At 63.8% G+C, this 21573-nt stretch carries 30 protein-coding genes and 1 pseudogene; 30 read left to right on the top strand and 1 reads right to left on the bottom strand.

Annotation, left to right across the window (positions count from 1 at the left end; translation table 11 throughout):
• The first annotated feature begins 152 nt into the window (after positions 1–152).
• Complete coding sequence (locus ACVMB0_RS30080) at positions 153–2201, top strand: ABC transporter ATP-binding protein (protein WP_461348543.1); 2049 nt, start codon at positions 153–155, stop codon at positions 2199–2201.
• A 39-nt stretch (positions 2202–2240) separates the two neighbouring features.
• On the opposite strand, the gene ACVMB0_RS30075 is transcribed toward ACVMB0_RS30080, so the two are convergent.
• Positions 2241–3449, bottom strand: a complete 1209-nt coding sequence (locus tag ACVMB0_RS30075) for an FAD-dependent oxidoreductase (protein WP_461348542.1) — start codon at positions 3447–3449, stop codon at positions 2241–2243.
• A gap of 697 nt (positions 3450–4146) precedes the next feature.
• On the opposite strand from ACVMB0_RS30075, the gene rpsL reads away from it, so the two are divergent.
• The 29 genes and pseudogenes from rpsL (at position 4147) to rpsK (ending at position 21466) form a co-directional block, all read left to right on the top strand.
• Complete coding sequence (gene rpsL, locus ACVMB0_RS30070; protein WP_028168167.1) at positions 4147–4518, top strand: 30S ribosomal protein S12; 372 nt, start codon at positions 4147–4149, stop codon at positions 4516–4518.
• A 15-nt stretch (positions 4519–4533) separates the two neighbouring features.
• Positions 4534–5004, top strand: a complete 471-nt coding sequence (gene rpsG / locus ACVMB0_RS30065) for a 30S ribosomal protein S7 (RefSeq protein WP_050402248.1) — start codon at positions 4534–4536, stop codon at positions 5002–5004.
• Positions 5005–5034: 30 nt separating this feature from the next.
• Entirely contained in the window at positions 5035–7107 is a 2073-nt protein-coding gene (fusA, locus tag ACVMB0_RS30060; RefSeq protein WP_456754195.1) for an elongation factor G, read from the top strand.
• Positions 7108–7146: 39 nt separating this feature from the next.
• A complete protein-coding gene (gene tuf / locus ACVMB0_RS30055) occupies positions 7147–8337 on the top strand; it encodes an elongation factor Tu (protein WP_021081658.1) in 1191 nt (396 codons plus the stop codon).
• A gap of 84 nt (positions 8338–8421) precedes the next feature.
• Positions 8422–8730, top strand: a complete 309-nt coding sequence (rpsJ, locus tag ACVMB0_RS30050) for a 30S ribosomal protein S10 (protein WP_002712302.1) — start codon at positions 8422–8424, stop codon at positions 8728–8730.
• 54 nt (positions 8731–8784) lie between these two features.
• Positions 8785–9504, top strand: a complete 720-nt coding sequence (gene rplC / locus ACVMB0_RS30045; RefSeq protein WP_456754196.1) for a 50S ribosomal protein L3 — start codon at positions 8785–8787, stop codon at positions 9502–9504.
• Position 9505: 1 nt separating this feature from the next.
• Positions 9506–10126, top strand: coding sequence for a 50S ribosomal protein L4 (gene rplD / locus ACVMB0_RS30040; protein ID WP_461348541.1), 621 nt, complete (start codon positions 9506–9508; stop codon positions 10124–10126).
• On the top strand, positions 10123–10422 hold the full coding sequence (locus ACVMB0_RS30035; protein ID WP_376964080.1) for a 50S ribosomal protein L23: 300 nt from the start codon (positions 10123–10125) through the stop codon (positions 10420–10422). The genes rplD and ACVMB0_RS30035 overlap by 4 nt, the downstream gene beginning before the upstream one ends.
• Positions 10423–10434: 12 nt before the next feature.
• Positions 10435–11268, top strand: coding sequence for a 50S ribosomal protein L2 (rplB, locus tag ACVMB0_RS30030; protein ID WP_050402252.1), 834 nt, complete (start codon positions 10435–10437; stop codon positions 11266–11268).
• A gap of 12 nt (positions 11269–11280) precedes the next feature.
• Positions 11281–11559 carry a 30S ribosomal protein S19 gene (rpsS, locus tag ACVMB0_RS30025; protein ID WP_018272137.1) on the top strand — a complete coding sequence of 93 codons (279 nt, stop codon included), beginning with the start codon at positions 11281–11283 and terminating at the stop codon, positions 11557–11559.
• A 10-nt stretch (positions 11560–11569) separates the two neighbouring features.
• Positions 11570–11956, top strand: a complete 387-nt coding sequence (rplV, locus tag ACVMB0_RS30020) for a 50S ribosomal protein L22 (protein WP_018272136.1) — start codon at positions 11570–11572, stop codon at positions 11954–11956.
• A gap of 20 nt (positions 11957–11976) precedes the next feature.
• Positions 11977–12678: a 30S ribosomal protein S3 gene (gene rpsC, locus ACVMB0_RS30015; protein WP_018272135.1), complete on the top strand. Its 702-nt coding sequence runs from the start codon at positions 11977–11979 to the stop codon at positions 12676–12678.
• 30 nt (positions 12679–12708) lie between these two features.
• The gene (gene rplP / locus ACVMB0_RS30010) at positions 12709–13122 is read left to right on the top strand and encodes a 50S ribosomal protein L16 (protein ID WP_016843752.1); all 414 of its coding nucleotides are present in this window, start codon (positions 12709–12711) and stop codon (positions 13120–13122) included.
• A 5-nt stretch (positions 13123–13127) separates the two neighbouring features.
• The gene (gene rpmC, locus ACVMB0_RS30005; protein ID WP_021081654.1) at positions 13128–13334 is read left to right on the top strand and encodes a 50S ribosomal protein L29; all 207 of its coding nucleotides are present in this window, start codon (positions 13128–13130) and stop codon (positions 13332–13334) included.
• Between the two features lie 9 nt (positions 13335–13343).
• Complete coding sequence (rpsQ, locus tag ACVMB0_RS30000) at positions 13344–13592, top strand: 30S ribosomal protein S17 (protein ID WP_016843754.1); 249 nt, start codon at positions 13344–13346, stop codon at positions 13590–13592.
• Between the two features lie 75 nt (positions 13593–13667).
• Positions 13668–14036 (top strand): 50S ribosomal protein L14, encoded by a 369-nt coding sequence (rplN, locus tag ACVMB0_RS29995; RefSeq protein WP_011473865.1) that lies wholly within the window; start codon positions 13668–13670, stop codon positions 14034–14036.
• Positions 14036–14350: a 50S ribosomal protein L24 gene (rplX, locus tag ACVMB0_RS29990; protein ID WP_456754198.1), complete on the top strand. Its 315-nt coding sequence runs from the start codon at positions 14036–14038 to the stop codon at positions 14348–14350. Before rplN ends, rplX begins: the two co-directional genes overlap by 1 nt.
• Entirely contained in the window at positions 14343–14900 is a 558-nt protein-coding gene (gene rplE / locus ACVMB0_RS29985; protein WP_106318314.1) for a 50S ribosomal protein L5, read from the top strand. The genes rplX and rplE overlap by 8 nt, the downstream gene beginning before the upstream one ends.
• Before the next feature lie 46 nt (positions 14901–14946).
• Positions 14947–15252 (top strand): 30S ribosomal protein S14, encoded by a 306-nt coding sequence (rpsN, locus tag ACVMB0_RS29980; RefSeq protein ID WP_461348540.1) that lies wholly within the window; start codon positions 14947–14949, stop codon positions 15250–15252.
• Between the two features lie 16 nt (positions 15253–15268).
• Entirely contained in the window at positions 15269–15667 is a 399-nt protein-coding gene (gene rpsH, locus ACVMB0_RS29975; protein WP_021081651.1) for a 30S ribosomal protein S8, read from the top strand.
• Positions 15668–15681: 14 nt separating this feature from the next.
• Positions 15682–16216, top strand: a pseudogene (gene rplF, locus ACVMB0_RS29970) (50S ribosomal protein L6).
• A gap of 11 nt (positions 16217–16227) precedes the next feature.
• A complete protein-coding gene (gene rplR, locus ACVMB0_RS29965) occupies positions 16228–16587 on the top strand; it encodes a 50S ribosomal protein L18 (protein ID WP_456754199.1) in 360 nt (119 codons plus the stop codon).
• Positions 16588–16645: 58 nt separating this feature from the next.
• On the top strand, positions 16646–17221 hold the full coding sequence (rpsE, locus tag ACVMB0_RS29960) for a 30S ribosomal protein S5 (RefSeq protein ID WP_139862949.1): 576 nt from the start codon (positions 16646–16648) through the stop codon (positions 17219–17221).
• Between the two features lie 35 nt (positions 17222–17256).
• Positions 17257–17448 carry a 50S ribosomal protein L30 gene (rpmD, locus tag ACVMB0_RS29955; protein ID WP_024578582.1) on the top strand — a complete coding sequence of 64 codons (192 nt, stop codon included), beginning with the start codon at positions 17257–17259 and terminating at the stop codon, positions 17446–17448.
• A gap of 21 nt (positions 17449–17469) precedes the next feature.
• The gene (rplO, locus tag ACVMB0_RS29950; RefSeq protein WP_456797929.1) at positions 17470–17955 is read left to right on the top strand and encodes a 50S ribosomal protein L15; all 486 of its coding nucleotides are present in this window, start codon (positions 17470–17472) and stop codon (positions 17953–17955) included.
• Between the two features lie 158 nt (positions 17956–18113).
• Entirely contained in the window at positions 18114–19448 is a 1335-nt protein-coding gene (gene secY, locus ACVMB0_RS29945) for a preprotein translocase subunit SecY (RefSeq protein ID WP_456754201.1), read from the top strand.
• Between the two features lie 71 nt (positions 19449–19519).
• Positions 19520–20404: an adenylate kinase gene (locus ACVMB0_RS29940; protein ID WP_461348539.1), complete on the top strand. Its 885-nt coding sequence runs from the start codon at positions 19520–19522 to the stop codon at positions 20402–20404.
• A 189-nt stretch (positions 20405–20593) separates the two neighbouring features.
• Positions 20594–20962, top strand: a complete 369-nt coding sequence (gene rpsM, locus ACVMB0_RS29935) for a 30S ribosomal protein S13 (RefSeq protein ID WP_016843766.1) — start codon at positions 20594–20596, stop codon at positions 20960–20962.
• Positions 20963–21076: 114 nt separating this feature from the next.
• The gene (gene rpsK, locus ACVMB0_RS29930) at positions 21077–21466 is read left to right on the top strand and encodes a 30S ribosomal protein S11 (protein ID WP_006021048.1); all 390 of its coding nucleotides are present in this window, start codon (positions 21077–21079) and stop codon (positions 21464–21466) included.
• Positions 21467–21573 lie beyond the last annotated feature (107 nt).

The raw sequence follows: 21573 nt of genomic DNA, 5'->3' as shown, positions 1-21573 counted from the left end.
GCTGCGACAGCGCGTCTTCGCGATCGTGGGGCGGTGCGGCCGTTCCAAACGCTTTGCCGAATTCATCCTGATCGCATAGGATCGCGCCGCGGCGCTCGCCGCCTGCGGTTTCGATTTGCGGTCATGCCGGCCGTGGAGCATCGGTTGGTTTCATGGCGCCAAGACCTCCTGCATCAAGGCCTCCTGCATCGGACGATCCGAATCGACCGGCTGACGATCCCGAGCTGAAGAAGAAGCCCGTAGCCGTGGCCGGTCCGCCCGCGGCGGCGGCCTCCGCGAAGCCGGCCGCGGCTCCGGCTGACGACGACGACGACGATGACGAGGACGACGAGTTCGAGCTCGATGACGATGATGACGACGAGGATCTCGTCGTCTACACCGCCAAGGAAGCCGCCGGCGCGCTCTCCACGATCTTCGGCTTCATCAGGCCGATCCTGGCGAATTACCGGAAGCCGTTCGCTTTCGTCGCCTTCGGCGTGCTGGTCGAGACGTTGTTCAACGTCATCATGCCGCTCAGCCTGAAATTCCTGATCGACGATGCGCTGGGCGAGGAGGATTTCGGGGCCCTCTACAAGATTCTCGGCGTGCTTGCGGTGGCCGGCATCGTCACCTCGATCATCGCGGTCTGGTACGAGCGCTGGGATGCGCGGCTTGCCGCCGGCATCATCGCCGACGTCCGGACCCGGATCTTCGAGCACGTCCAGAACCTGCCGTCGGCCTATTTCGCGCGCACCAAGCGCGGCGAGATCCTGTCGCGCTTCTCGATCGACCTTTCTGCCTTCGAGGGCTCGGTCAAGACCTTCGCCAACAGCGCGGCGCTGCCGGGCCTCGAACTGATCGCCGGCATCATCCTGATGCTGTTCCTGAACTGGCAGCTCGCGGCGGTCGCGTTGCTGGTGTTTCCGATCACGCTGATCGGGCCGCGGATCCTGACGCCCAAGGCGGTGCAGGCCAATTACGAGCAGAAGCAGAACGAAGCCGCGCTGCTCGGCACCGTGCAGGAGAACGTCGCCGCGCAAGCGGTGGTGAAGGCGTTCAACCTGCAACGCCGGGCGCTCGGCTGGTTCACGCTGCGCAACCGCGACGTCCGCGCCAAGGCCGCCTCGGCCATGTTCCTGTCGACCATGGTGGAGCGCACGGTCACCATCGCGGTGCTGCTGCTGCACCTCGTGGTGCTGGCGATCGGCGCCTATCTCGCCACCAAGGGCCAGATCACGGTCGGCACCTTCGTGACCTTCGAGAGCGCATTCTGGGAGGTGTCGTACAACATCGCCCATCTCATGCACTTCATCCCGGTCTCGATCTCGTCGGCGGCGGCGGCGCGGCACATCCAGGAACTGCTCGACGAGCCGACCCGCGGCGCCGACCGTCCCGGGGCGCCGGACCTGCCGCGGATCACCAACGACATCTCGTTCGACCGCGTCACCTTCCAGTATGAGGGAGCGCAGACGCCGGTGCTCGACAATCTCAGCCTCAAGCTCAAGGCCGGCAAGAGCATTGCGATCGTCGGCCCCAGCGGCTCCGGCAAGAGCACGCTGATCAACCTGATCCTGCGGCTCTACGTGCCGGACGAAGGCCGCGTCGCCATCGACGGCGTCGACATCCGCCGGGTGACGCGCGAGTCGCTGCGGGCCAACATGGCGGTGGTGTTCCAGGAGAACATGCTGTTCAACATGTCGATCCGCGAGAACATCCGGCTCGGCAAGGAAGGCGCCACCGACGCGGAAGTCGAGGACGCCGCGAAGAAGGCCGAGATCCATCGCTACATCATGAGCCTGCCGCAACGCTACGACACGCCGGTCGGCGAGCGCGGCGATACGCTGTCGGGCGGGCAGCGGCAGCGCATCGCGATCGCGCGCGCGATCATCCGCAACCCGTCGGTGCTGCTGCTCGACGAGGCCACCTCGGCGCTCGACCAGACCACCGAAGCCGCGATCAACCGCACGCTGCTCAAGGTCGCCGAAGGCCGCACCATGATCTGGTCGACGCACCGGCTGACCTCGGTGGTCGAGATGGACGAGATCATCGTGATATCCGGCGGCCGGGCGATCGAGCGCGGCTCGCACCAGGAGCTGCTGGCCCGCAACGGCGTCTACCGCAAGCTGTGGGACGACCAGGGCCTCTCGCATCATGACGCGGACGACGAGGATGACGCCGACGCGGATGATGACGATGATGATGAAGAAGACGAGGAGGCGTGACGCCCGCGGTGCGGATGCGCAGCGCCTGATGATCTCGTCTTACGCCCGGTCCGCGGCGTGCGGACGTTGCCGGAATTGATTGGCTTGCCGCATCGCTGCCGGCGCCGGCGGGCCGTGCAGCCGGCGCAACCAGCCCCGGCCGAGATAGCCGAGGAAACGCGCCCAGCGCTGGGCCTGCCAGTACGGTGTGGTGCCGATCGACACCTGCCGGAAATCGAACGCCTTGGCATTCGACCAGGCGTCGCATTCGGTCTTGACCGGATCGTCGTAGAACGCGGTGATCTTCTCCTCGCCCATGCCGTCGGTGGCGAGCCAGGTCGGGATGTGGACGTTGCAGAGCTGGGCCACGTCGGTGAACACCTTGTCGGTCCCGGTGCCGGTGACCGGGCAGGTGCTGGCGAAGGCGTCGCCGACCAGCACGACGCCGGCCTGCCGATAGCCTGTGCTGACATAGACGTCGGCGGGCCTGATCTTGATGTCGCCGGCAATGCCGAATTCGCCGGTCAATCGGCGCAGCCGCGGCAGCGCGGCGTTCAGCGTCTCGACCGGATTGCGCCGCATCGCCCGCAGCCAGGGATCGTCGGCCGGCCGGTAGGTGAAGAGGTTGGCGCGCATCCGGTTTCCGACCGGAAACAGCGTGATGTACGGGATGAGGTCGCTTGGCCGCTCCGAGAAATAGGTCATGGCCGCGAACGGGAAGGCGGGGCGGCCGACGGGGACCAAATCGAACCCGAGCGAGATCGAGTGGCAGTGGCTGGTGACCAGCCGTTCGATGCCGAGCATCCGGCGCAGCCCGACATTCAGGCCGTTGGCGAGCACGATGAGGCGCGCCGAGATCTCCTCGCCACCAGCGAGCACGATCTTCTGCCGCTCGGAGCTGGTCGCGACCTCGACCACCTTGTCGCAGACGAATTCCGCCGACCCCGCGATTTCGGCCCGGATCGCCGCGATCAGGTCGTCGTACATGATGCCGTATTGCCGGCTCGGCTGCCGGTCGAGCAGATGGCCGAATCGCGCGATCCAGTTCTCGCCGTCCAGCGTCGCCGAACGGAGCACGGATTCGGCCAGCCCGGTCCTGGCGAACCGCGCAAGCTGGAGGTCGCCGCCGATCTTTTCGACGCGGAAATCGAATGGATAGACCTGGTGAGGGTCGATCAGGAGGCTCGGTATCCCGGCACGGCCGAGCATGGCGGCTGCGGTCGAGCCCGCAAGACCTCCGCCGATGATCGCGATGTCGGTGTACCGCATGAGAGCTTTCCGTGGCCGTGACCGCGATTTTTGCGCTGCGAATGGCAAATAAAGGCTTAGTTTCGAAGTTTGCCTTCGGGACTAAGTTGGGGAGAGTTGTTTCTATTCTTATTTTACCCGGATGAAATGTGATTCCGCTGATAGGCCGGAGATTCGGATCGGAGCGAGGGGAGGCGTGGAGGCTGTCACATTTCGTCTTGCCCCGAGCGTCGGAGAAATGCGAAATCCGCAAGTGGCAGAGGCGTTTCTTTGCTTGTCGTTTTGCTTGACTTCACTATCTCTCGATTATACAAGGCGCCCACTTAACGACAGGCGGTGAGCTCGCCAGCGTCGGAACGGAACACCCCGAAGGCCCTTTTTCAGGAGCTTGACGGGCACCAACCTCGACGAATGCCGCTCAAACGCTGTCGATGATAGCTAGGCAATGCCAGGACGATATTGGTTCTCTTGAGCTCGTCCTCTTGAGATTGATTTCGGATGCATGACCTCGGTGGCGGACTGAACAGCGAACGCTGATCGGTTCGGGATCGCGGTCCTCTGTGGCGTCGAAGCGCTTTCCGCTCAGCGATGAGTGGTTGGCGCGATTTCGCTTTGCGCGGGTATTTGATTCGCGTCGAGCGGGCCGTACGGGACGGCTTTTCCCGAGAAGAATTGGCGCAGCCATTCAAGGCTTCGCGAACTAAAGGGTGAAGGCTACATGCCGACGATCAACCAGCTGATCGCAAAACCGCGTGAAGTGCAGAAGTCGCGTAAGAAGGTGCCGGCGCTGCAGCAGTCGCCGCAGAAGCGCGGCGTGTGCACGCGCGTCTACACCACGACCCCGAAGAAGCCGAACTCGGCGCTTCGCAAGGTCGCCAAGGTGCGCCTGACCAACGGCTTCGAGGTGATCGGCTACATCCCGGGTGAAGGCCATAACCTGCAGGAGCACTCTGTGGTCATGATCCGCGGCGGTCGCGTCAAGGACTTGCCCGGCGTGCGCTACCACATCCTCCGCGGCGTGCTGGATACCCAGGGCGTCAAGAACCGTAAGCAGCGCCGTTCGAAGTACGGCGCAAAGCGTCCGAAGTAAGCGGGAAACGATCAGATGTCGCGTCGCCACTCTGCTGAGAAGCGTGAAGTTCTTCCGGATCCGAAGTTCGGGAACGTCATCATTACGAAGTTCATGAACTCGGTGATGTACGCCGGGAAGAAGTCGGTCGCCGAAAACATCGTCTACGGTGCGCTCGGCATGATCGAGGCCAAGACCAAGCAGCCGCCGCTCGGCGTGTTCGAGCAGGCGCTCGAGAACGTCATGCCGACCATCGAGGTCCGTTCCCGCCGCGTCGGCGGTGCGACCTACCAGGTTCCGGTCGAAGTGCGTTCGGTGCGCCGTCAGGCGCTCGGCATCCGCTGGCTGATCTCGGCCGCCCGCGAGCGCAACGAGAAGACCATGACGGAGCGTCTCTCGGCGGAGCTGCTCGACGCCTCGAACAATCGCGGCAACGCCGTCAAGAAGCGCGAAGACGTGCACCGGATGGCGGAAGCCAACCGCGCGTTCTCGCACTATCGCTGGTAAGGCGAATAACGGAATCTAAGGAACAGTCTCATGCCCCGCCAACATGCCATCGAGGACTACCGCAACTTCGGTATCATGGCGCATATCGACGCCGGCAAGACCACGACCACCGAACGCATCCTGTATTACACCGGCAAGAGCCACAAGATCGGCGAAGTGCACGAAGGTGCCGCGACGATGGACTGGATGGAGCAGGAGCAGGAGCGTGGCATCACGATCACCTCGGCTGCGACCACCGCGTTCTGGAACGGCAAGCGCCTGAACATCATCGACACCCCCGGCCACGTCGACTTCACCATTGAAGTCGAGCGTTCGCTGCGCGTGCTCGACGGCGCCGTTTGCGTTCTCGACTCCAACCAGGGCGTCGAGCCGCAGACCGAGACCGTCTGGCGCCAGGGCGACAAGTACAAGGTTCCGCGCATCGTCTTCGCCAACAAGATGGACAAGACCGGCGCCGACTTTTTCAAGTGCCTGTCCGACATCGTCGACCGCCTCGGCGCCAAGCCGATCGCGATCCAGCTTCCGATCGGCGCCGAGAGCAACTTCAAGGGTCTCGTCGACCTCGTGAAGATGAAGGGCGTCATCTGGAACGATGAATCGCTCGGCGCCAAGTTCGACTATGTCGACATTCCGGAAGATCTGGTCGAGCAGGCCAAGGAATACCGCGAGAAGATGGTGGAAGCCGCCGTCGAGCTCGACGACGACGCCATGGCCGCCTATCTCGACGGCAAGGAGCCGGACGAGGCGACCCTGAAGCGCCTGATCCGCAAGGCCGTGCTGACCGGCGCGTTCTACCCGGTGCTGTGCGGCTCCGCGTTCAAGAACAAGGGCGTGCAGCCGCTGCTCGACGCCGTCGTCGACTATCTGCCGTCGCCGATCGACGTGCCCGCGATCAAGGGCACCGATGAGGACGGCAACGAAGTCGTGCGCAAGGCGGACGACAAGGAGCCGCTGGCTCTGCTCGCGTTCAAGATCATGGACGACCCTTTCGTCGGCACCATCACGTTCTGCCGCATCTATTCCGGCGTTCTGCAGTCGGGCACCGGCGTGGTGAACTCGACCCGCGAGAAGAAGGAACGTATCGGCCGCATGCTGCTGATGCATGCGAACAACCGCGAAGACATCAAGGAAGCCTATGCCGGCGACATCGTCGCGCTGGCGGGCCTGAAGGAAGCGCGCACCGGCGACACGCTGTGCGATCCCGACAAGCCGGTCATCCTCGAGAAGATGGAATTCCCGGAGCCGGTGATCGAGATCGCGATCGAGCCGAAGTCGAAGGCCGACCAGGAAAAGCTCGGCGTGGCGCTGGCCAAGCTTGCGGCGGAGGATCCGTCGTTCCGCGTGTCGACCGACACCGAGTCCGGCCAGACCATCCTCAAGGGCATGGGCGAACTGCATCTCGACATCAAGGTCGACATCCTCAAGCGTACCTACAAGGTCGACGCCAACATCGGCGCGCCGCAGGTGGCGTTCCGTGAGCGCGTCACCAAGAAGGCCGAAGTCAAGTACACGCACAAGAAGCAGACCGGCGGTACCGGTCAGTTCGCCGAAGTGTCGATCGTCGTCGAGCCGAACGAGCCCGGCAAGGGCTATGAGTTCGAATCGAAGATCGTCGGCGGTGCGGTGCCGAAGGAATACATCCCCGGCGTCGAAAAGGGCCTCAACAGCGTGATGGGCTCCGGCGTGGTCGCCGGCTTCCCGGTGGTGGACGTCAAGGTACAACTGGTCGACGGCAAGTACCACGACGTCGACTCCTCGGCGCTGGCGTTCGAAATCGCGTCGCGGGCTGCGTTCCGCGAGGCGCTGACGAAGGGCAAGTCCGTTCTGCTCGAGCCGATCATGAAGGTCGAGGTCGTGACCCCGGAAGACTACACCGGTTCGGTCATCGGCGACCTGAATTCCCGGCGCGGCCAGATCCAGGGCCAAGACATGCGCGGCAACGCCAACGTCATCAATGCGATGGTGCCGCTCATGAACATGTTCGGTTACGTGAACAACCTGCGCTCGATGAGCCAGGGGCGCGCGACCTTCACCATGCAGTTCGATCACTACGCCGAAGCTCCGGCGAACGTGTCGGCTGAAGTCCAGAAGAAGTTTGCCTGATTGTCGTTGATGGCAGTCAACGATTGAACGGAGAGTCAAATGGCCAAAGCTAAATTCGAACGTAACAAGCCCCACTGCAACATCGGCACCATCGGTCACGTCGACCATGGCAAGACCTCGCTGACCGCAGCGATCACCAAGGTGCTCGCAGAAACCGGCGGCGCGACGTTCACCGCCTACGACCAGATCGACAAGGCGCCGGAAGAGAAGGCGCGCGGCATCACGATCTCGACCGCCCACGTCGAGTACGAGACGCAGAACCGCCACTACGCTCACGTCGACTGCCCCGGCCACGCCGACTACGTGAAGAACATGATCACCGGCGCTGCCCAGATGGACGGCGCGATCCTGGTCGTGTCGGCTGCTGACGGCCCGATGCCGCAGACCCGCGAGCACATCCTGCTCGCCCGCCAGGTCGGCGTGCCCGCGCTGGTCGTGTTCCTCAACAAGTGCGACATGGTCGACGATCCGGAGCTGCTCGAGCTCGTCGAGATGGAAGTCCGCGAGCTGCTCTCGAAGTACGAATTCCCGGGTGACGACATTCCGATCATCAAGGGCTCGGCGCTCGCCGCCCTCGAAGACAAGGACAAGAAGCTCGGCCACGACGCCATCCTCGAGCTGATGCGCAATGTCGACGAGTACATCCCGCAGCCGGAGCGTCCGATCGACCAGCCGTTCCTGATGCCGGTTGAAGACGTGTTCTCGATCTCGGGCCGCGGCACCGTCGTCACCGGCCGTGTCGAGCGCGGCGTGATCAAGGTCGGCGAGGAAATCGAAATCGTCGGTATCCGCGACACCCAGAAGACCATCGTCACCGGCGTCGAAATGTTCCGCAAGCTGCTCGATCAGGGCCAGGCCGGCGACAACATCGGTGCGCTGCTCCGCGGCACCAAGCGCGAGGAAGTCGAGCGTGGCCAGGTGCTGTGCAAGCCCGGTTCGGTCAAGCCGCACACCAAGTTCAAGGCTGAGGCCTACATCCTCACCAAGGAAGAGGGCGGTCGTCACACCCCGTTCTTCACCAACTACCGTCCGCAGTTCTACTTCCGCACCACCGACGTGACCGGTGTCGTGCATCTGCCGGAAGGCACCGAGATGGTGATGCCGGGCGACAACATCGCGATGGAAGTGCACCTGATCGTGCCGATCGCGATGGAAGAGAAGCTGCGCTTCGCGATCCGCGAAGGCGGCCGCACCGTCGGCGCCGGCGTCGTCGCCGCGATCATCGAGTAACTACGCGAATAGGGAATGGCGAGTAGCGGGTGGGTCACCATTCGCTGTTCGCTACTCGCCACTCACTAAAGAAAGAATACGGCAATGAACGGCCAAAATATTCGCATCCGTCTCAAGGCGTTCGACCATCGAATCCTCGATACGTCGACCCGCGAGATCGTGAACACGGCGAAGCGCACCGGTGCGCAGGTTCGCGGACCGATTCCGCTGCCGACCCGCATCGAGAAGTTCACCGTCAACCGTTCGCCGCACGTTGACAAGAAGAGCCGCGAGCAATTCGAGATGCGCACCCACAAGCGCCTCCTCGACATTGTCGACCCGACCCCGCAGACCGTCGATGCGCTGATGAAGCTCGACCTGGCCGCCGGTGTCGACGTCGAGATCAAGCTCTAAGGTTTTGGATTTTTACGTCCGCCGCTTGCGGACAGAAAGACAGGAAGCACGCCGATGCGCTCCGGAGTGATCGCACAAAAGGTCGGGATGACGCGGGTCTTTACGGAGACCGGCGAACATATCCCTGTGACCGTGCTGAAGTTGGGCAACTGCCAGGTGCTGGGCCACCGCACGACCGAGAAGAACGGCTATGTCGCGCTTCAGCTCGGCTCGGGCGCCCGCAAGACCGTGTACATGCCCAAGGCCGAACGCGGCCAGTTCGCGGTCGCCAAGGTCGAGCCGAAGCGCAAGGTCGCCGAGTTCCGCGTGTCCGAGGACGCGCTGATCCCGGTCGGCGCGGAAATCCAGGCGGACCATTTCGTGGTCGGCCAGTTCGTCGACGTGACCGGCACCTCGATCGGTAAGGGCTTCGCCGGCGGCATGAAGCGCTGGAATTTCGGCGGTCTGCGCGCCACCCACGGTGTGTCGATCTCGCACCGTTCGATCGGTTCGACCGGTGGCCGTCAGGACCCCGGCAAGACCTGGAAGAACAAGAAGATGCCCGGCCACATGGGCGTCGACCGCATCACCACGCTCAATCTGCGCGTGGTGCAGACCGACGTCGAGCGCGGCCTGATCCTCGTCGAAGGCGCCGTTCCCGGCTCCAAGGGCGGCTGGATCTCGGTGCGCGACGCCGTCAAGAAGCCGCTGCCGAAGGAAGCCCCGAAGCCCGGCAAGTTCAAGGTTGCCGGCGGCGAGGCTGTCGAGGCTGCGGCCGAGAAGGAGGGCGCGTGAGATGGAACTGAAAGTCACGACCCTTGAAGGCAAGGACGCCGGATCCGTTCAACTCTCTGACGCGATCTTCGGCCTGGAGCCGCGCGCCGACATCATCCAGCGCTGCGTGCAGTGGCAGCTGAACAAGCGTCAGGCCGGCACCCACAAGGCCCAGGGCCGCGCCGACGTCTGGCGCACCGGCAAGAAGATGTACAAGCAGAAGGGCACCGGCGGCGCCCGTCACGGCTCGGCCCGCGTGCCGCAGTTCCGCGGCGGTGGCCGTGCGTTCGGTCCGGTGGTTCGCTCCCATGCGACCGGCCTGCCGAAGAAGGTGCGCGCGCTGGCGCTCAAGCATGCGCTGTCGGCCAAGGCCAAGGACGGCGGGTTGATCGTGATCGACAACGCCGCGCTCGAGGCCGCCAAGACCAAGGCGCTGCTCGGTCACTTCTCCGGCCTCGGGCTCACCAACGCGCTGATCATCGACGGCGCCGAGCTCAACGCCGGTTTCGCGACCGCGGCCCGCAACATCCCGAACATCGACGTGCTGCCGATCCAGGGCATCAACGTCTACGACATTCTCCGCCGCCACAAGCTGGTGCTGACCAAGGCTGCGGTTGATGCGCTGGAGGCGCGCTTCAAATGAAGAACATCGACCCGCGCCATTACGACGTGATCGTCGCTCCTGTCGTGACCGAAAAGGCGACGCTCGCCTCCGAGCACAACAAGGTGCTGTTCAAGGTCGCCAGCAAGGCGACCAAGCCGCAGATCAAGGAAGCGGTCGAGAAGCTGTTCGACGTCAAGGTGAAGAGCGTCAACACCCTCGTTCGCAAGGGCAAGACCAAGGTGTTCCGCGGCAATCTCGGCTCGCAGTCGGACACCAAGCGCGCGATCGTGACCCTGGAAGAGGGCCACCGCATCGACGTGACTACCGGACTATAAGGCGCAACGACGATGGCATTGAAAACCTACAATCCCACGACGCCGGGCCAGCGCCAGCTGGTCATGGTCGATCGTTCGGCGCTCTACAAGGGCAAGCCGGTGAAGACCCTGACCGAGGGCAAGCTCGGCAATGGCGGTCGCAACAACACCGGGCGCATCACCGTGCGTTTCCGCGGCGGCGGCCACAAGAAGGCCTACCGCACCGTCGACTTCCGCCGCGACAAGGTGGACGTGCCGGCGGTCGTGGAGCGGCTCGAGTACGATCCGAACCGCACCGCGTTCATCGCGCTGATCAAGTATCAGGACGGCGAGCTGGCCTACATCCTGGCGCCGCAGCGTCTGGCGGCGGGCGACACCGTCGTCGCCGGCAACTATGTCGACGTCAAGCCGGGCAACGTCATGCCGCTCGGCAACATGCCGGTCGGCACCATCGTGCACAACATCGAGCTGAAGATCGGCAAGGGCGGTCAGCTGGCGCGTTCCGCCGGCACCTACGCCCAGATCGTCGGCCGCGACCAGGACTACGTCATCGTCCGCCTGAACTCGGGCGAGCAGCGTCTGGTGCACGGCCGTTGCCGCGGCACGATCGGCGCGGTCTCGAACCCGGACCACATGAACATCTCGATCGGCAAGGCCGGTCGTACCCGCTGGCTCGGCTGGCGTCCGCACAACCGCGGCGTCGTCATGAACCCGATCGACCATCCGCACGGCGGTGGTGAAGGTCGTACCTCGGGCGGTCGTCACCCGGTTACTCCGTGGGGCAAGCCGACCAAGGGCAAGAAGACCCGCACCAACAAGTCGACCAACAAATTCATTCTCCTCAGCCGCCACAAGCGGAAGAAGTAAGGAACGCCGGACATGGTTCGTTCAGTCTGGAAAGGCCCGTTCGTCGAGGGTTCTCTGCTCAAGAAGGCAGATGCCGCCCGCGCGTCCGGCCGTCACGACGTCATCAAGATCTGGAGCCGCCGCTCCACCATCCTGCCGCAGTTCGTCGGCCTGACCTTCGGTGTCTACAACGGCCAGAAGCATGTGCCGGTGGCGATCAACGAGGAAATGGTGGGTCACAAGTTCGGCGAGTTCTCGCCGACCCGGACCTTCCACGGCCACTCGGGCGACAAGAAAGCCAAGAAGGCTTGAGGAATAGACGATGAGCAAACCAAAGCGCGAACGTAGCCTCGCGGACAATGAGGCCAAGGCCGTCGCCCGCATGCTGCGCGTCAGCCCGCAGAAGCTGAACCTGGTGGCGCAGCTGATCCGCGGCCGCAAGGCGTCCGCTGCGCTCGCCGACCTGCAGTTCTCGCGCAAGCGGATCGCGGTCGACGTCAAGAAGTGCCTGGAATCGGCGATCGCCAACGCCGAGAACAACCATGACCTCGATGTCGACGATCTCGTCGTTGCCGAGGCGCATGTCGGCAATGGCATCGTGATGAAGCGTTTTGCTCCGCGCGGCCGTGGCCGTTCGGGCCGTGTGTTCAAACCGTTCTCGCACCTGACCATCGTGGTTCGTCAGGTCGAGGCCGAGGCAAGCGCCTAAGAAGGGCGCAGGAGAAGACGATGGGTCAAAAGATCAATCCAATCGGGCTGCGTCTCGGCATCAACCGGACCTGGGACTCCCGTTGGTTCGCCGGCAAGCAGGAATACGGCAAGCTCCTGCACGAGGACGTCAAGATCCGCGAGATCCTGCACAAGGAGCTCAAGCAGGCGGCTGTCGCCCGCATCGTGATCGAGCGTCCGCACAAGAAGTGCCGCGTGACGATCCACTCTGCCCGTCCGGGCGTCGTGATCGGCAAGAAGGGCGCCGACATCGACAAGCTGCGCAAGAAGGTCGCCGACATCACCTCGTCGGACGTCGTGATCAACATCGTCGAAATCCGCAAGCCGGAGCTCGACGCGACCCTGGTCGCCGAGTCGATCGCCCAGCAGCTCGAGCGCCGCGTTGCGTTCCGTCGCGCCATGAAGCGTGCCGTGCAGTCGGCGATGCGTCTCGGCGCCGAGGGCATCCGCATCAACTGCTCGGGCCGTCTCGGCGGCGCCGAAATCGCGCGCATGGAGTGGTATCGCGAAGGTCGCGTGCCGCTGCACACCCTGCGCGCCGACGTCGACTACGGCGTTGCCACCGCGTTCACGACCTTCGGCACCTGCGGCGTCAAGGTCTGGATCTTCAAGGGCGAGATCCTCGAGCACGATCCGATGGCCCAGGACAAGAAGATGGCCGAAGGCGACAACACGCCGCGTTCGCGCCGCGACGCCGCTTGAGGCAAAGCAGGAATTTGAGGGCTTAAAGCCATGATGCAACCTAAGAAGACGAAGTTCCGGAAGGCGCATAAGGGCCGTATCCACGGCGTTGCGACCTCTGGCGCGACGTTGGCGTTCGGCCAGTTCGGCCTGAAGGCGATGGAGCCTGAGCGCGTCACCGCCCGTCAGATCGAAGCCGCCCGCCGCGCGCTGACCCGTCACATGAAGCGCGCCGGCCGCGTCTGGATCCGCGTGTTCCCGGACGTGCCGGTGTCGAAGAAGCCCGCCGAAGTCCGCATGGGCTCCGGCAAGGGTGCGCCGGAATTGTGGGTGGTCCGGATCAAGCCGGGCCGCGTGATGTTCGAGATCGACGGCGTGCCGGTGCAGACCGCCAAGGAAGCACTGTCGCTTGCCGCCGCCAAGCTGCCGATCAAGACGCGCTTCGTCGCGCGCATTGCGGAGTAATCGCCATGGCCGAGATGAAAGTTGAAGACATTCGCGCGATGAGCGACGACCAGCGGGAAGACGCGGTCCTGAACCTGAAGAAGGAACGCTTCAACCTGCGTTTCCAGCGCGCCACCGGGCAGCTGGAGAACACCTCGCGGATGCGGGAAGCCCGCCGCGATATCGCTCGTATCAAGACCATCGCCGCGCAGCTGCGCGCGAAGAAGAAGTAAGGGGCCGCTATGCCGAAACGTACTCTGCAGGGCGTGGTCGTCAGCGACAAGCAAGCCAAGACGATCGTGGTGCGCGTCGATCGCCGCTTCACCCACCCGATCTACAAGAAGACGATCCGCCGTTCCAAGAACTACCACGCGCACGACGAGAACAACCAGTTCAAGCCGGGCGACATGGTCTGGATCGAGGAATCGAAGCCGATCTCGAAGCTGAAGCGCTGGACCGTGGTCCGGGGCGAACACAAGAAAACGGCCTGATTTCTTCGGCCTGGCCGAAGTACTTCAGGGAAATTTTGAGCGCGCTAAAGCGCAGAAAGAGGACGAGGTGCATCAATGATTCAGATGCAGACCAACCTCGACGTGGCCGATAATTCTGGCGCACGCCGTGTCATGTGCATCAAGGTTCTTGGAGGTTCCAAGCGCCGCTATGCCACCGTGGGCGACGTTATCGTTGTGTCGATCAAGGAAGCCATTCCGCGTGGCAAGGTGAAGAAGGGCGACGTGATGAAGGCCGTCGTGGTCCGGGTCCGCAAGGACATCCGCCGCGCCGACGGTTCGGTGATCCGTTTCGACCGCAACGCCGCCGTGCTGATCAACAATCAGTCCGAGCCGGTCGGCACCCGTATCTTCGGGCCGGTGCCGCGCGAGCTGCGCGCCAAGAACCACATGAAGATCATTTCGCTCGCGCCGGAGGTGCTGTGATGGCTGCCAAGATCCGCAAGGGCGACAAGGTGATGGTGCTCACCGGCCGCGACAAGGGTCGCACCGGCGAGGTGTTCGAAGTGCGTCCGGATGAGAACAAGGCTCTGGTTCGCGGCATCAACATGGTGAAGCGTCACCAGAAGCAGAGCCAGACCCAGGAAGGCGGCATCATCTCCAAGGAGGCGCCGATCCACCTGTCCAACATTGCGTATGTCGGCAAGGACGGCAAGCCGACCCGCATTGGGTTCAAGATTCAGGCCGATGGCAAGAAGGTTCGTGTTGCCAAGAGCTCGGGAGCAGAGATCGATGGCTGATACCGCTTACATTCCGCGCCTGCGCACGGAGTACGACAAGAAGATCCGCGGCATGATGACCGAGAAGTTCGGTTATGCCAACGTGATGCAGGTGCCGCGGCTCGACAAGGTCGTGCTGAACATGGGCGTTGGCGATTCCGTCAACGACCGCAAGAAGGCCGAGACCGCCGCCGCCGAGCTGACCCAGATCGCCGGCCAGAAGGCGATCGTGACCTATTCGCGGATCGCGATCGCGACCTTCAAGCTGCGTGAGAACCAGCCGATCGGCTGCAAGGTCACGCTGCGCAAGGCCCATATGTACGAGTTCATCGACCGCCTGGTCAACGTGGCGCTGCCCCGCGTCCGCGACTTCCGCGGCCTGAACCCGAAGAGCTTCGACGGCCGCGGCAACTATTCGCTCGGCATCAAGGAGCACATCATTTTCCCCGAGATCGACTTCGACAAGGTCTCGGAAGCGCGTGGCATGGACATCACGGTCTGCACCACCGCCAAGACCGACGACGAGGCGCGCGCCTTGTTGACCGCTTTCAATTTCCCGTTCCGGCAGTGAGTAGCTGAGCCAAAGCCACTCAAACGCGGATACCCAGGAGCCAAGCATGGCAAAGAAGAGTTCAGTCGAGAAGAACAACCGGCGCAAGCGGATGGCGAAGAACGCCGGCCCGCGCCGCGAGAAGCTGAAGACGATCATCGCCGACAAGACCAAGCCGATGGAAGAGCGCTTCGCGGCGACGCTGAAGCTCGCCGAGATGCCGCGCAACTCGTCGCCGACGCGGATCCGCAACCGTTGCGAGCTGACCGGGCGTCCGCGCTCGAACTATCGCAAGAACAAGCTCTCGCGCATCGCGCTGCGTGAACTCGGCTCCAAGGGCCTGGTTCCCGGCCTCGTGAAGTCGAGCTGGTAAGGGGAGGGTCGGAACCATGTCTACGCACGATCCGATCAGCGATCTCATCACCCGCATCCGCAACGCGCAGATGCGTTCGAAGTCCAAGGTCTCGAGCCCGGGCTCGAAGATGCGCGCCAACGTGCTCGAAGTGCTGAAGTCCGAGGGTTACATCCGCGGCTACGCCAGCGTCGAGCATGCCTCGGGCCGCAGCGAGCTCGAGATCGAGCTGAAGTATTTCGACGGCGAGCCCGTCATCCGCGAGATCGAGCGGGTGTCGAAGCCGGGCCGCCGCGTTTACGCCTCGGTGAAGAACCTGCCGCGCGTGAACAACGGTCTCGGCATTTCGGTGTTGTCGACGCCGAAGGGGATCATGGCTGACCACGAGGCGCGCGACGCCAACGTGGGCGGCGAAGTTCTCTTCACGGTGTTCTGAGGAAGGATTTTACGATGTCACGTATCGGCAAGCGGCCGGTGGCGATCCCGTCGGGTGTGACGGCGACCGTCGAGGGCCAGACGGTGAAGGTGAAGGGGCCGAAGGGCCAGCTTCAGTTCGTCGTGCATGACGACGTCGAGGTGAAGTTCGAGAACGGCCAGGTCAAGGTCGCTCCGCGCGTCAAGACCAACCGCGCGCAGGCGATGTACGGCACCGCGCGCGCGCAGGTCGCCAACCTCGTCGAGGGCGTCACCAAGGGCTTCGAGAAGAAGCTCGAGATCACCGGCGTCGGCTACCGCGCCGCGATGCAGGGCAAGAACCTGCAGCTCGCGCTCGGCTACAGCCACGACGTGGTCTACGCGATCCCGGAAGGCATCACCATCGCGGTGCCGAAGCCGACACGAGATCACGATCACCGGCAACGATCCGCAGCGCGTCGGCCAGGTCGCCGCCGAGATCCGCGCCTACCGTCCGCCGGAGCCCTACAAGGGCAAGGGCGTGAAGTACGCCAACGAATTCATCTTCCGCAAGGAAGGCAAGAAGAAGTAACGGAGCCGGTCATGTCACTCAAGGTTACGAATGCCCGGCGCAAGCAGCGCGTGCGCCTTGCAATTCGCCGCTCGGCTGGCGGCCGTCCGCGGCTGTCGGTGTTCCGCTCGTCCAAGCACATCTACGCCCAGGTCATCGACGACCAGAAGGGCGAGACGCTGGCGTCCGCCTCGTCGCTGGAGAAGACCATGCGCGACGCCGGCAAGACCGGCGCCGACATCGATGCGGCGAAGGCGGTCGGCAAGCTGCTCGCCGAGCGCGCGGCGCAGAAGGGTGTCAAGGAAGTCGTGTTCGATCGCGGCGCCTACATCTATCACGGGCGCGTCAAGGCGCTCGCGGATGCGGCGCGTGAAGGCGGATTGAGCTTCTAAACGAATCGAACGATTACAAGGAAAGAGGCTTCGGGCCTCCTAGAGATTGGAAAACACCATGGCAGGTGAACGCGAACGCGGCGGACGCGAACGGAGCAGGGAGCGCGAGGAGCGCGACAGCGAGTTCGTCGACAAGCTCGTCCACATCAATCGCGTGGCGAAGGTCGTCAAGGGCGGCAAGCGCTTCGGCTTTGCGGCGCTGGTCGTGATCGGCGATCAGAAGGGCCGGGTCGGTTTCGGCCACGGCAAGGCGCGCGAAGTGCCGGAAGCGATCCGCAAGGCGACCGAATCGGCGAAGCGCAACCTGACGCGCGTCGCGCTGCGCGAAGGCCGCACGCTGCATCACGACATCGCCGGCCGTCATGGCGCCGGCCGCGTCTATCTGCGTGCCGCTCCGGCCGGTACCGGCATCATCGCCGGCGGCCCGATGCGCGCGGTGTTCGAGACGCTCGGCATCCAGGACGTGGTGGCGAAGTCGATCGGCTCGTCGAATCCCTACAACATGGTTCGCGCGACCTTCGACGCGCTGAAGCATCAGGATTCGCCGCGCTCGGTGGCTGCGCGCCGCAACATCAAGGTCTCCACCCTGCAGTCGCGCCGCGTCGGCGGCGACGCTGAAGCGGTGGCGGAATAACCCTGCGCGACCAGCGCTTTCTGGAGTTCAAGACGATGGCCAAGGCCAGCAAGACGATCAAGGTCGAGCAGACCGGCAGCGCGATCCGCCGCCATCACTCGCAGCGTTCGACGCTGATCGGCCTCAAGCTCAACAAGATCGGCCGGGTTGCCGAGCTGCAGGACACCCCTGAAGTTCGCGGCATGATCAGCAAGGTTCAGCATCTCGTCCGCGTCGTCGGCGAGTAAGCAGAGATAAGGAGAAGGGCGATGAAGCTCAGCGATATCGCCGACAACGCCGGCTCGCGCAAGAAGCGCATGCGTGTCGGCCGTGGCATCGGTTCCGGCAAGGGCAAGACCTCGGGCCGCGGCGGCAAGGGCCAGACCGCGCGTTCGGGCGTCCGCATCAAGGGTTTCGAAGGCGGCCAGATGCCGATGCATCGCCGTCTGCCGAAGCGCGGCTTCAACAACATCTTCCGGCTCGACTTCGCCGAGATCAATCTCGACCGTCTGCAGGAAGCGATCGACAACAAGCTGGTCGATGCGGGCGCGACGGTGAACGTCGAGACGCTGGTCAAGGCCGGCGTGCTGCGCCGCGCCAAGGACGGCCTGCGGCTGCTCGGCCGCGGCGAAATCAAGGCCAAGCTGACCATCGAAGTGCACGGCGCTTCCAAGTCGGCCATTGCCGCGGTCGAGAAGGCCGGCGGCTCGGTCAAGATCCTGGCCCCCGCCAAGGAAGAAGGCGAAGCCGCGTAACATCTGCGTCATTGCCCGCGGCCTGCGCGGGCAATCCGCAGATCGAATGATGGACTTATCGAGGCCGAGCACCAGATAATGTCCGGTGTCTGCCGACCACCCCAACAGAACGAGTTCTCGGGGCGGTCGGCATAGGGGGCTCCGGGAGAAAGCCGAACATGGTCTCAGCAGCCGAACAACTTGCCGCCAACCTCAATTTCGGATCTCTGGCGAAAGCCGACGAGCTGAAGAAGCGCATCTGGTTCACGCTGGGTGCGCTGCTTGTTTATCGGCTGGGCACCTACATCCCGCTGCCGGGCATCGATCCCAACATCTGGGAGCAGGTGTTCCGCAGCCAGTCCGGCGGCATCCTCGGCATGTTCAACATGTTCGCCGGCGGCGGCATCCACCGCATGGCGATCTTCGCGCTCAACATCATGCCGTACATCTCGGCATCGATCATCGTGCAGCTGTTGACCACGGTGTCGCCGCAGCTCGAGGCGCTGAAGAAGGAAGGCGAGGCGGGCCGCAAGACGCTGAACCAGTACACCCGCTATCTGACGGTGATCCTGGCGCTGTTCCAGTCCTACGGCATCGCGATCGGCCTCGAAGGCGCCGGCAATGTCGTCAGCGACCCCGGCATGTTCTTCCGGATTTCGACCGCGATCACGCTGACCGGCGGCACCATGTTCCTGATGTGGCTCGGCGAGCAGATCACCTCGCGCGGCATCGGCAACGGCATCTCGCTGATCATCCTGTCCGGCATCGTCGCCGAGCTGCCGTCGGCGCTCGCCAACATGCTGGAACTGGGCCGCCAGGGCGCGATGTCGACCGGCCTGATCCTGATCGTCATCGTGATGGCGGTCGCGGTGATCGCCTTCATCGTGTTCATGGAACGCGCCCAGCGCCGGCTGCTGATCCAGTATCCGAAGCGCCAGGTCGGCAACAAGATGTTCGAGGGCCAGTCCTCGCATCTGCCGCTCAAGCTCAACACCTCCGGCGTGATTCCGCCGATCTTCGCCTCGTCGCTGCTGTTGCTGCCGACCACGGTTGCGAACTTCAACGCCGGCAAGGGTCCGGAGTGGTTCCAGTGGCTCACCACCCAGCTCAGCCACGGCCGTCCGCTGTTCCTGCTGCTCTATCTGGCGCTGATCGTGTTCTTCGCCTTCTTCTACACCGCGATCGTGTTCAATCCGACCGAGACCGCGGACAATCTCAAGAAGCATGGCGGCTTCATCCCGGGCATCCGGCCCGGTGAGCGCACCGCGGAATACATCGACTACGTGTTGTCGCGCATCACGGTGCTCGGTGCGATCTATCTGGCGATCGTCTGCCTGATTCCCGAAATTCTGATTTCCTACGCTTCGGTCCCGTTCTACTTTGGCGGCACCTCGCTCCTGATCGTCGTCAGCGTGACGATGGATACGGTGTCGCAGGTGCAGGGCTATCTGCTCGCTCATCAGTATGAAGGGCTGATCAGGAAGTCGAAGCTCAGGGGAGGCCGCCGCCGCTGATCGCGGCGCGGCGCCAAACTCAAAACACAGGTGTGCGGACGTCGCCCACCTAGCCGGGGGGCGAAACAGATATGAGATTGATCCTTTTGGGGCCGCCGGGCTCGGGCAAGGGAACCCAGGCGCAGCGGCTGGTGCACCGGCACGGCATCGTTCAGCTCTCGACCGGCGAGATGCTGCGCGCAGCGGTTGCCGCAGGCACCCCGGTCGGCTTGCAGGCCAAGGAGATCATGGCCAATGGCGGCCTGGTGCCCGACGAGGTGGTGGTGGGAATCATCGCCGACCGGATCGAGGAGCCCGACGCCAAGAAGGGTTTCATCCTGGACGGTTTCCCGCGCACCGTGCCGCAGGCCGAGGCCCTGGACGAGCTGCTGCGGAAGAAGCACCTCAAGCTCGATGCCGTCGTCGAGCTGCGCGTCAACGAGAGCGCGCTGCTCGCCCGCGTCGAGAAGCGTGCCGAAGAGACCCGCGCCCGCGGCGAGGAAGTCCGCCTCGACGACACGCCGGAAGTGCTGACCAAGCGGCTGGCGCAGTACCGCTCGCTGACGGAGCCGCTGATTCACTATTACTCGGAGCGGCGGAAGCTTTTGACGGTCGATGGCATGATGACCATCGAGCACGTCACCCGCGAGATCAACCGGATCCTGACCGCGCTCGGCGCGCTGGAACCGCGGGAACACGAGGATCATGCCCCCAAGGCGGCCAAGAAGGCCGCCAAGACGGTGAAGAAGACAGCGAAGAAACCGGCCAAGAAGGCAGCCAAAGCGGCCCAAAAAGCCGCAAAGCCTGCTCGGAAGGCCGCCAAGGCGCCCTCCAAGGCCAAAGCGGCCAAGAAGGCTGCCGGGAAGGCTGCCAAGAAAGCCCCAAAGAAGGCCGCTCGCGCGGCGAACGCCCGGAAGGGGGCAAAGACCGCCAAAAAGGCCGCAAAAAAGCTCACGAAAAAGCGAGCTAAACGCTAGGAGCGGTTGACGAAACCGACATGAATCCTTTAATAAGCCCCGCATCCAAGTGGATAGTTTTATGACGATGCCGGGCCCCAAAGGACATGAGGGGTGGGCGTCGTGTTCGCGTTTGTGGACACAAGCCCGCAAGTAGCAAGAACTTGAGAAGCCCGTATCCGTGATGGAGCGGCGACAGGAGAGAAGTCCGTGGCCCGTATTGCCGGCGTCAACATTCCGACCAACAAGCGCGTGCTGATCGCGCTTCAGTACATCCATGGCATCGGCCAGAAGAACGCGGCCGACATCATGGAGAAGGTGAAGATCCCGGTGGACCGTCGCGTCAATCAGTTGACCGACCAGGAGGTCCTCCAGATCCGCGAAGTCATCGACCGCGACTATCTGGTCGAGGGCGACCTCCGTCGCGAGGTCGGCATCAACATCAAGCGGCTGATGGACCTCGGCTGCTATCGCGGCCTGCGTCACCGCCGCGGTCTGCCGGTGCGCGGCCAGCGCACCCACACCAATGCGCGCACGCGCAAGGGGCCGGCCAAGGCGATCGCCGGCAAGAAGAAGTAAGTTTTGCGAATTGCAGGTGGGGGGTAGCGAATCGAAATTCGCTACTCGCCATTTGCGTTTTGAGGTGTAGCCGCTGGCACTACGGCGGCGTTGAGATCACAGGAAAGGTTTGAAATGGGCAAGGAAGCCACCCGCGTACGCCGCCGCGAACGCAAGAACATCGCCTCCGGCATCGCGCACGTGAATTCGTCGTTCAACAACACGACCATCACCATCACCGACGCGCAGGGCAACACCATCGCCTGGTCGTCGGCCGGCACGATGGGCTTCAAGGGCTCGCGCAAGTCGACCCCCTATGCCGCGCAGGTCGCGGCCGAAGACGTCTCCAAGAAAGCGCAGGAACACGGCATGCGCACGCTGGAGGTTGAAGTGGCCGGCCCGGGTTCGGGCCGTGAGTCGGCGCTGCGCGCGCTGCAGGCTGCGGGCTTCACCGTCACCTCGATCCGCGACGTGACCACGATCCCGCACAATGGCTGCCGTCCGCGCAAGCGTCGGCGCGTTTGATCTGTAAGTCGCGGGCGGCCCTTGGCCGCCCTGCGATGGTTTTTGGAATTGACCGCGCGGACTGATCCGCGATCTCCAACGCCAGGTTCGGCCATTCGCGTGGCCCG

This window comes from Bradyrhizobium sp. USDA 4451 (assembly GCF_054822585.1).
Note: the sequence above shows the minus strand (reverse complement) of the source record. Positions and strands in the feature narration are given on the sequence as shown.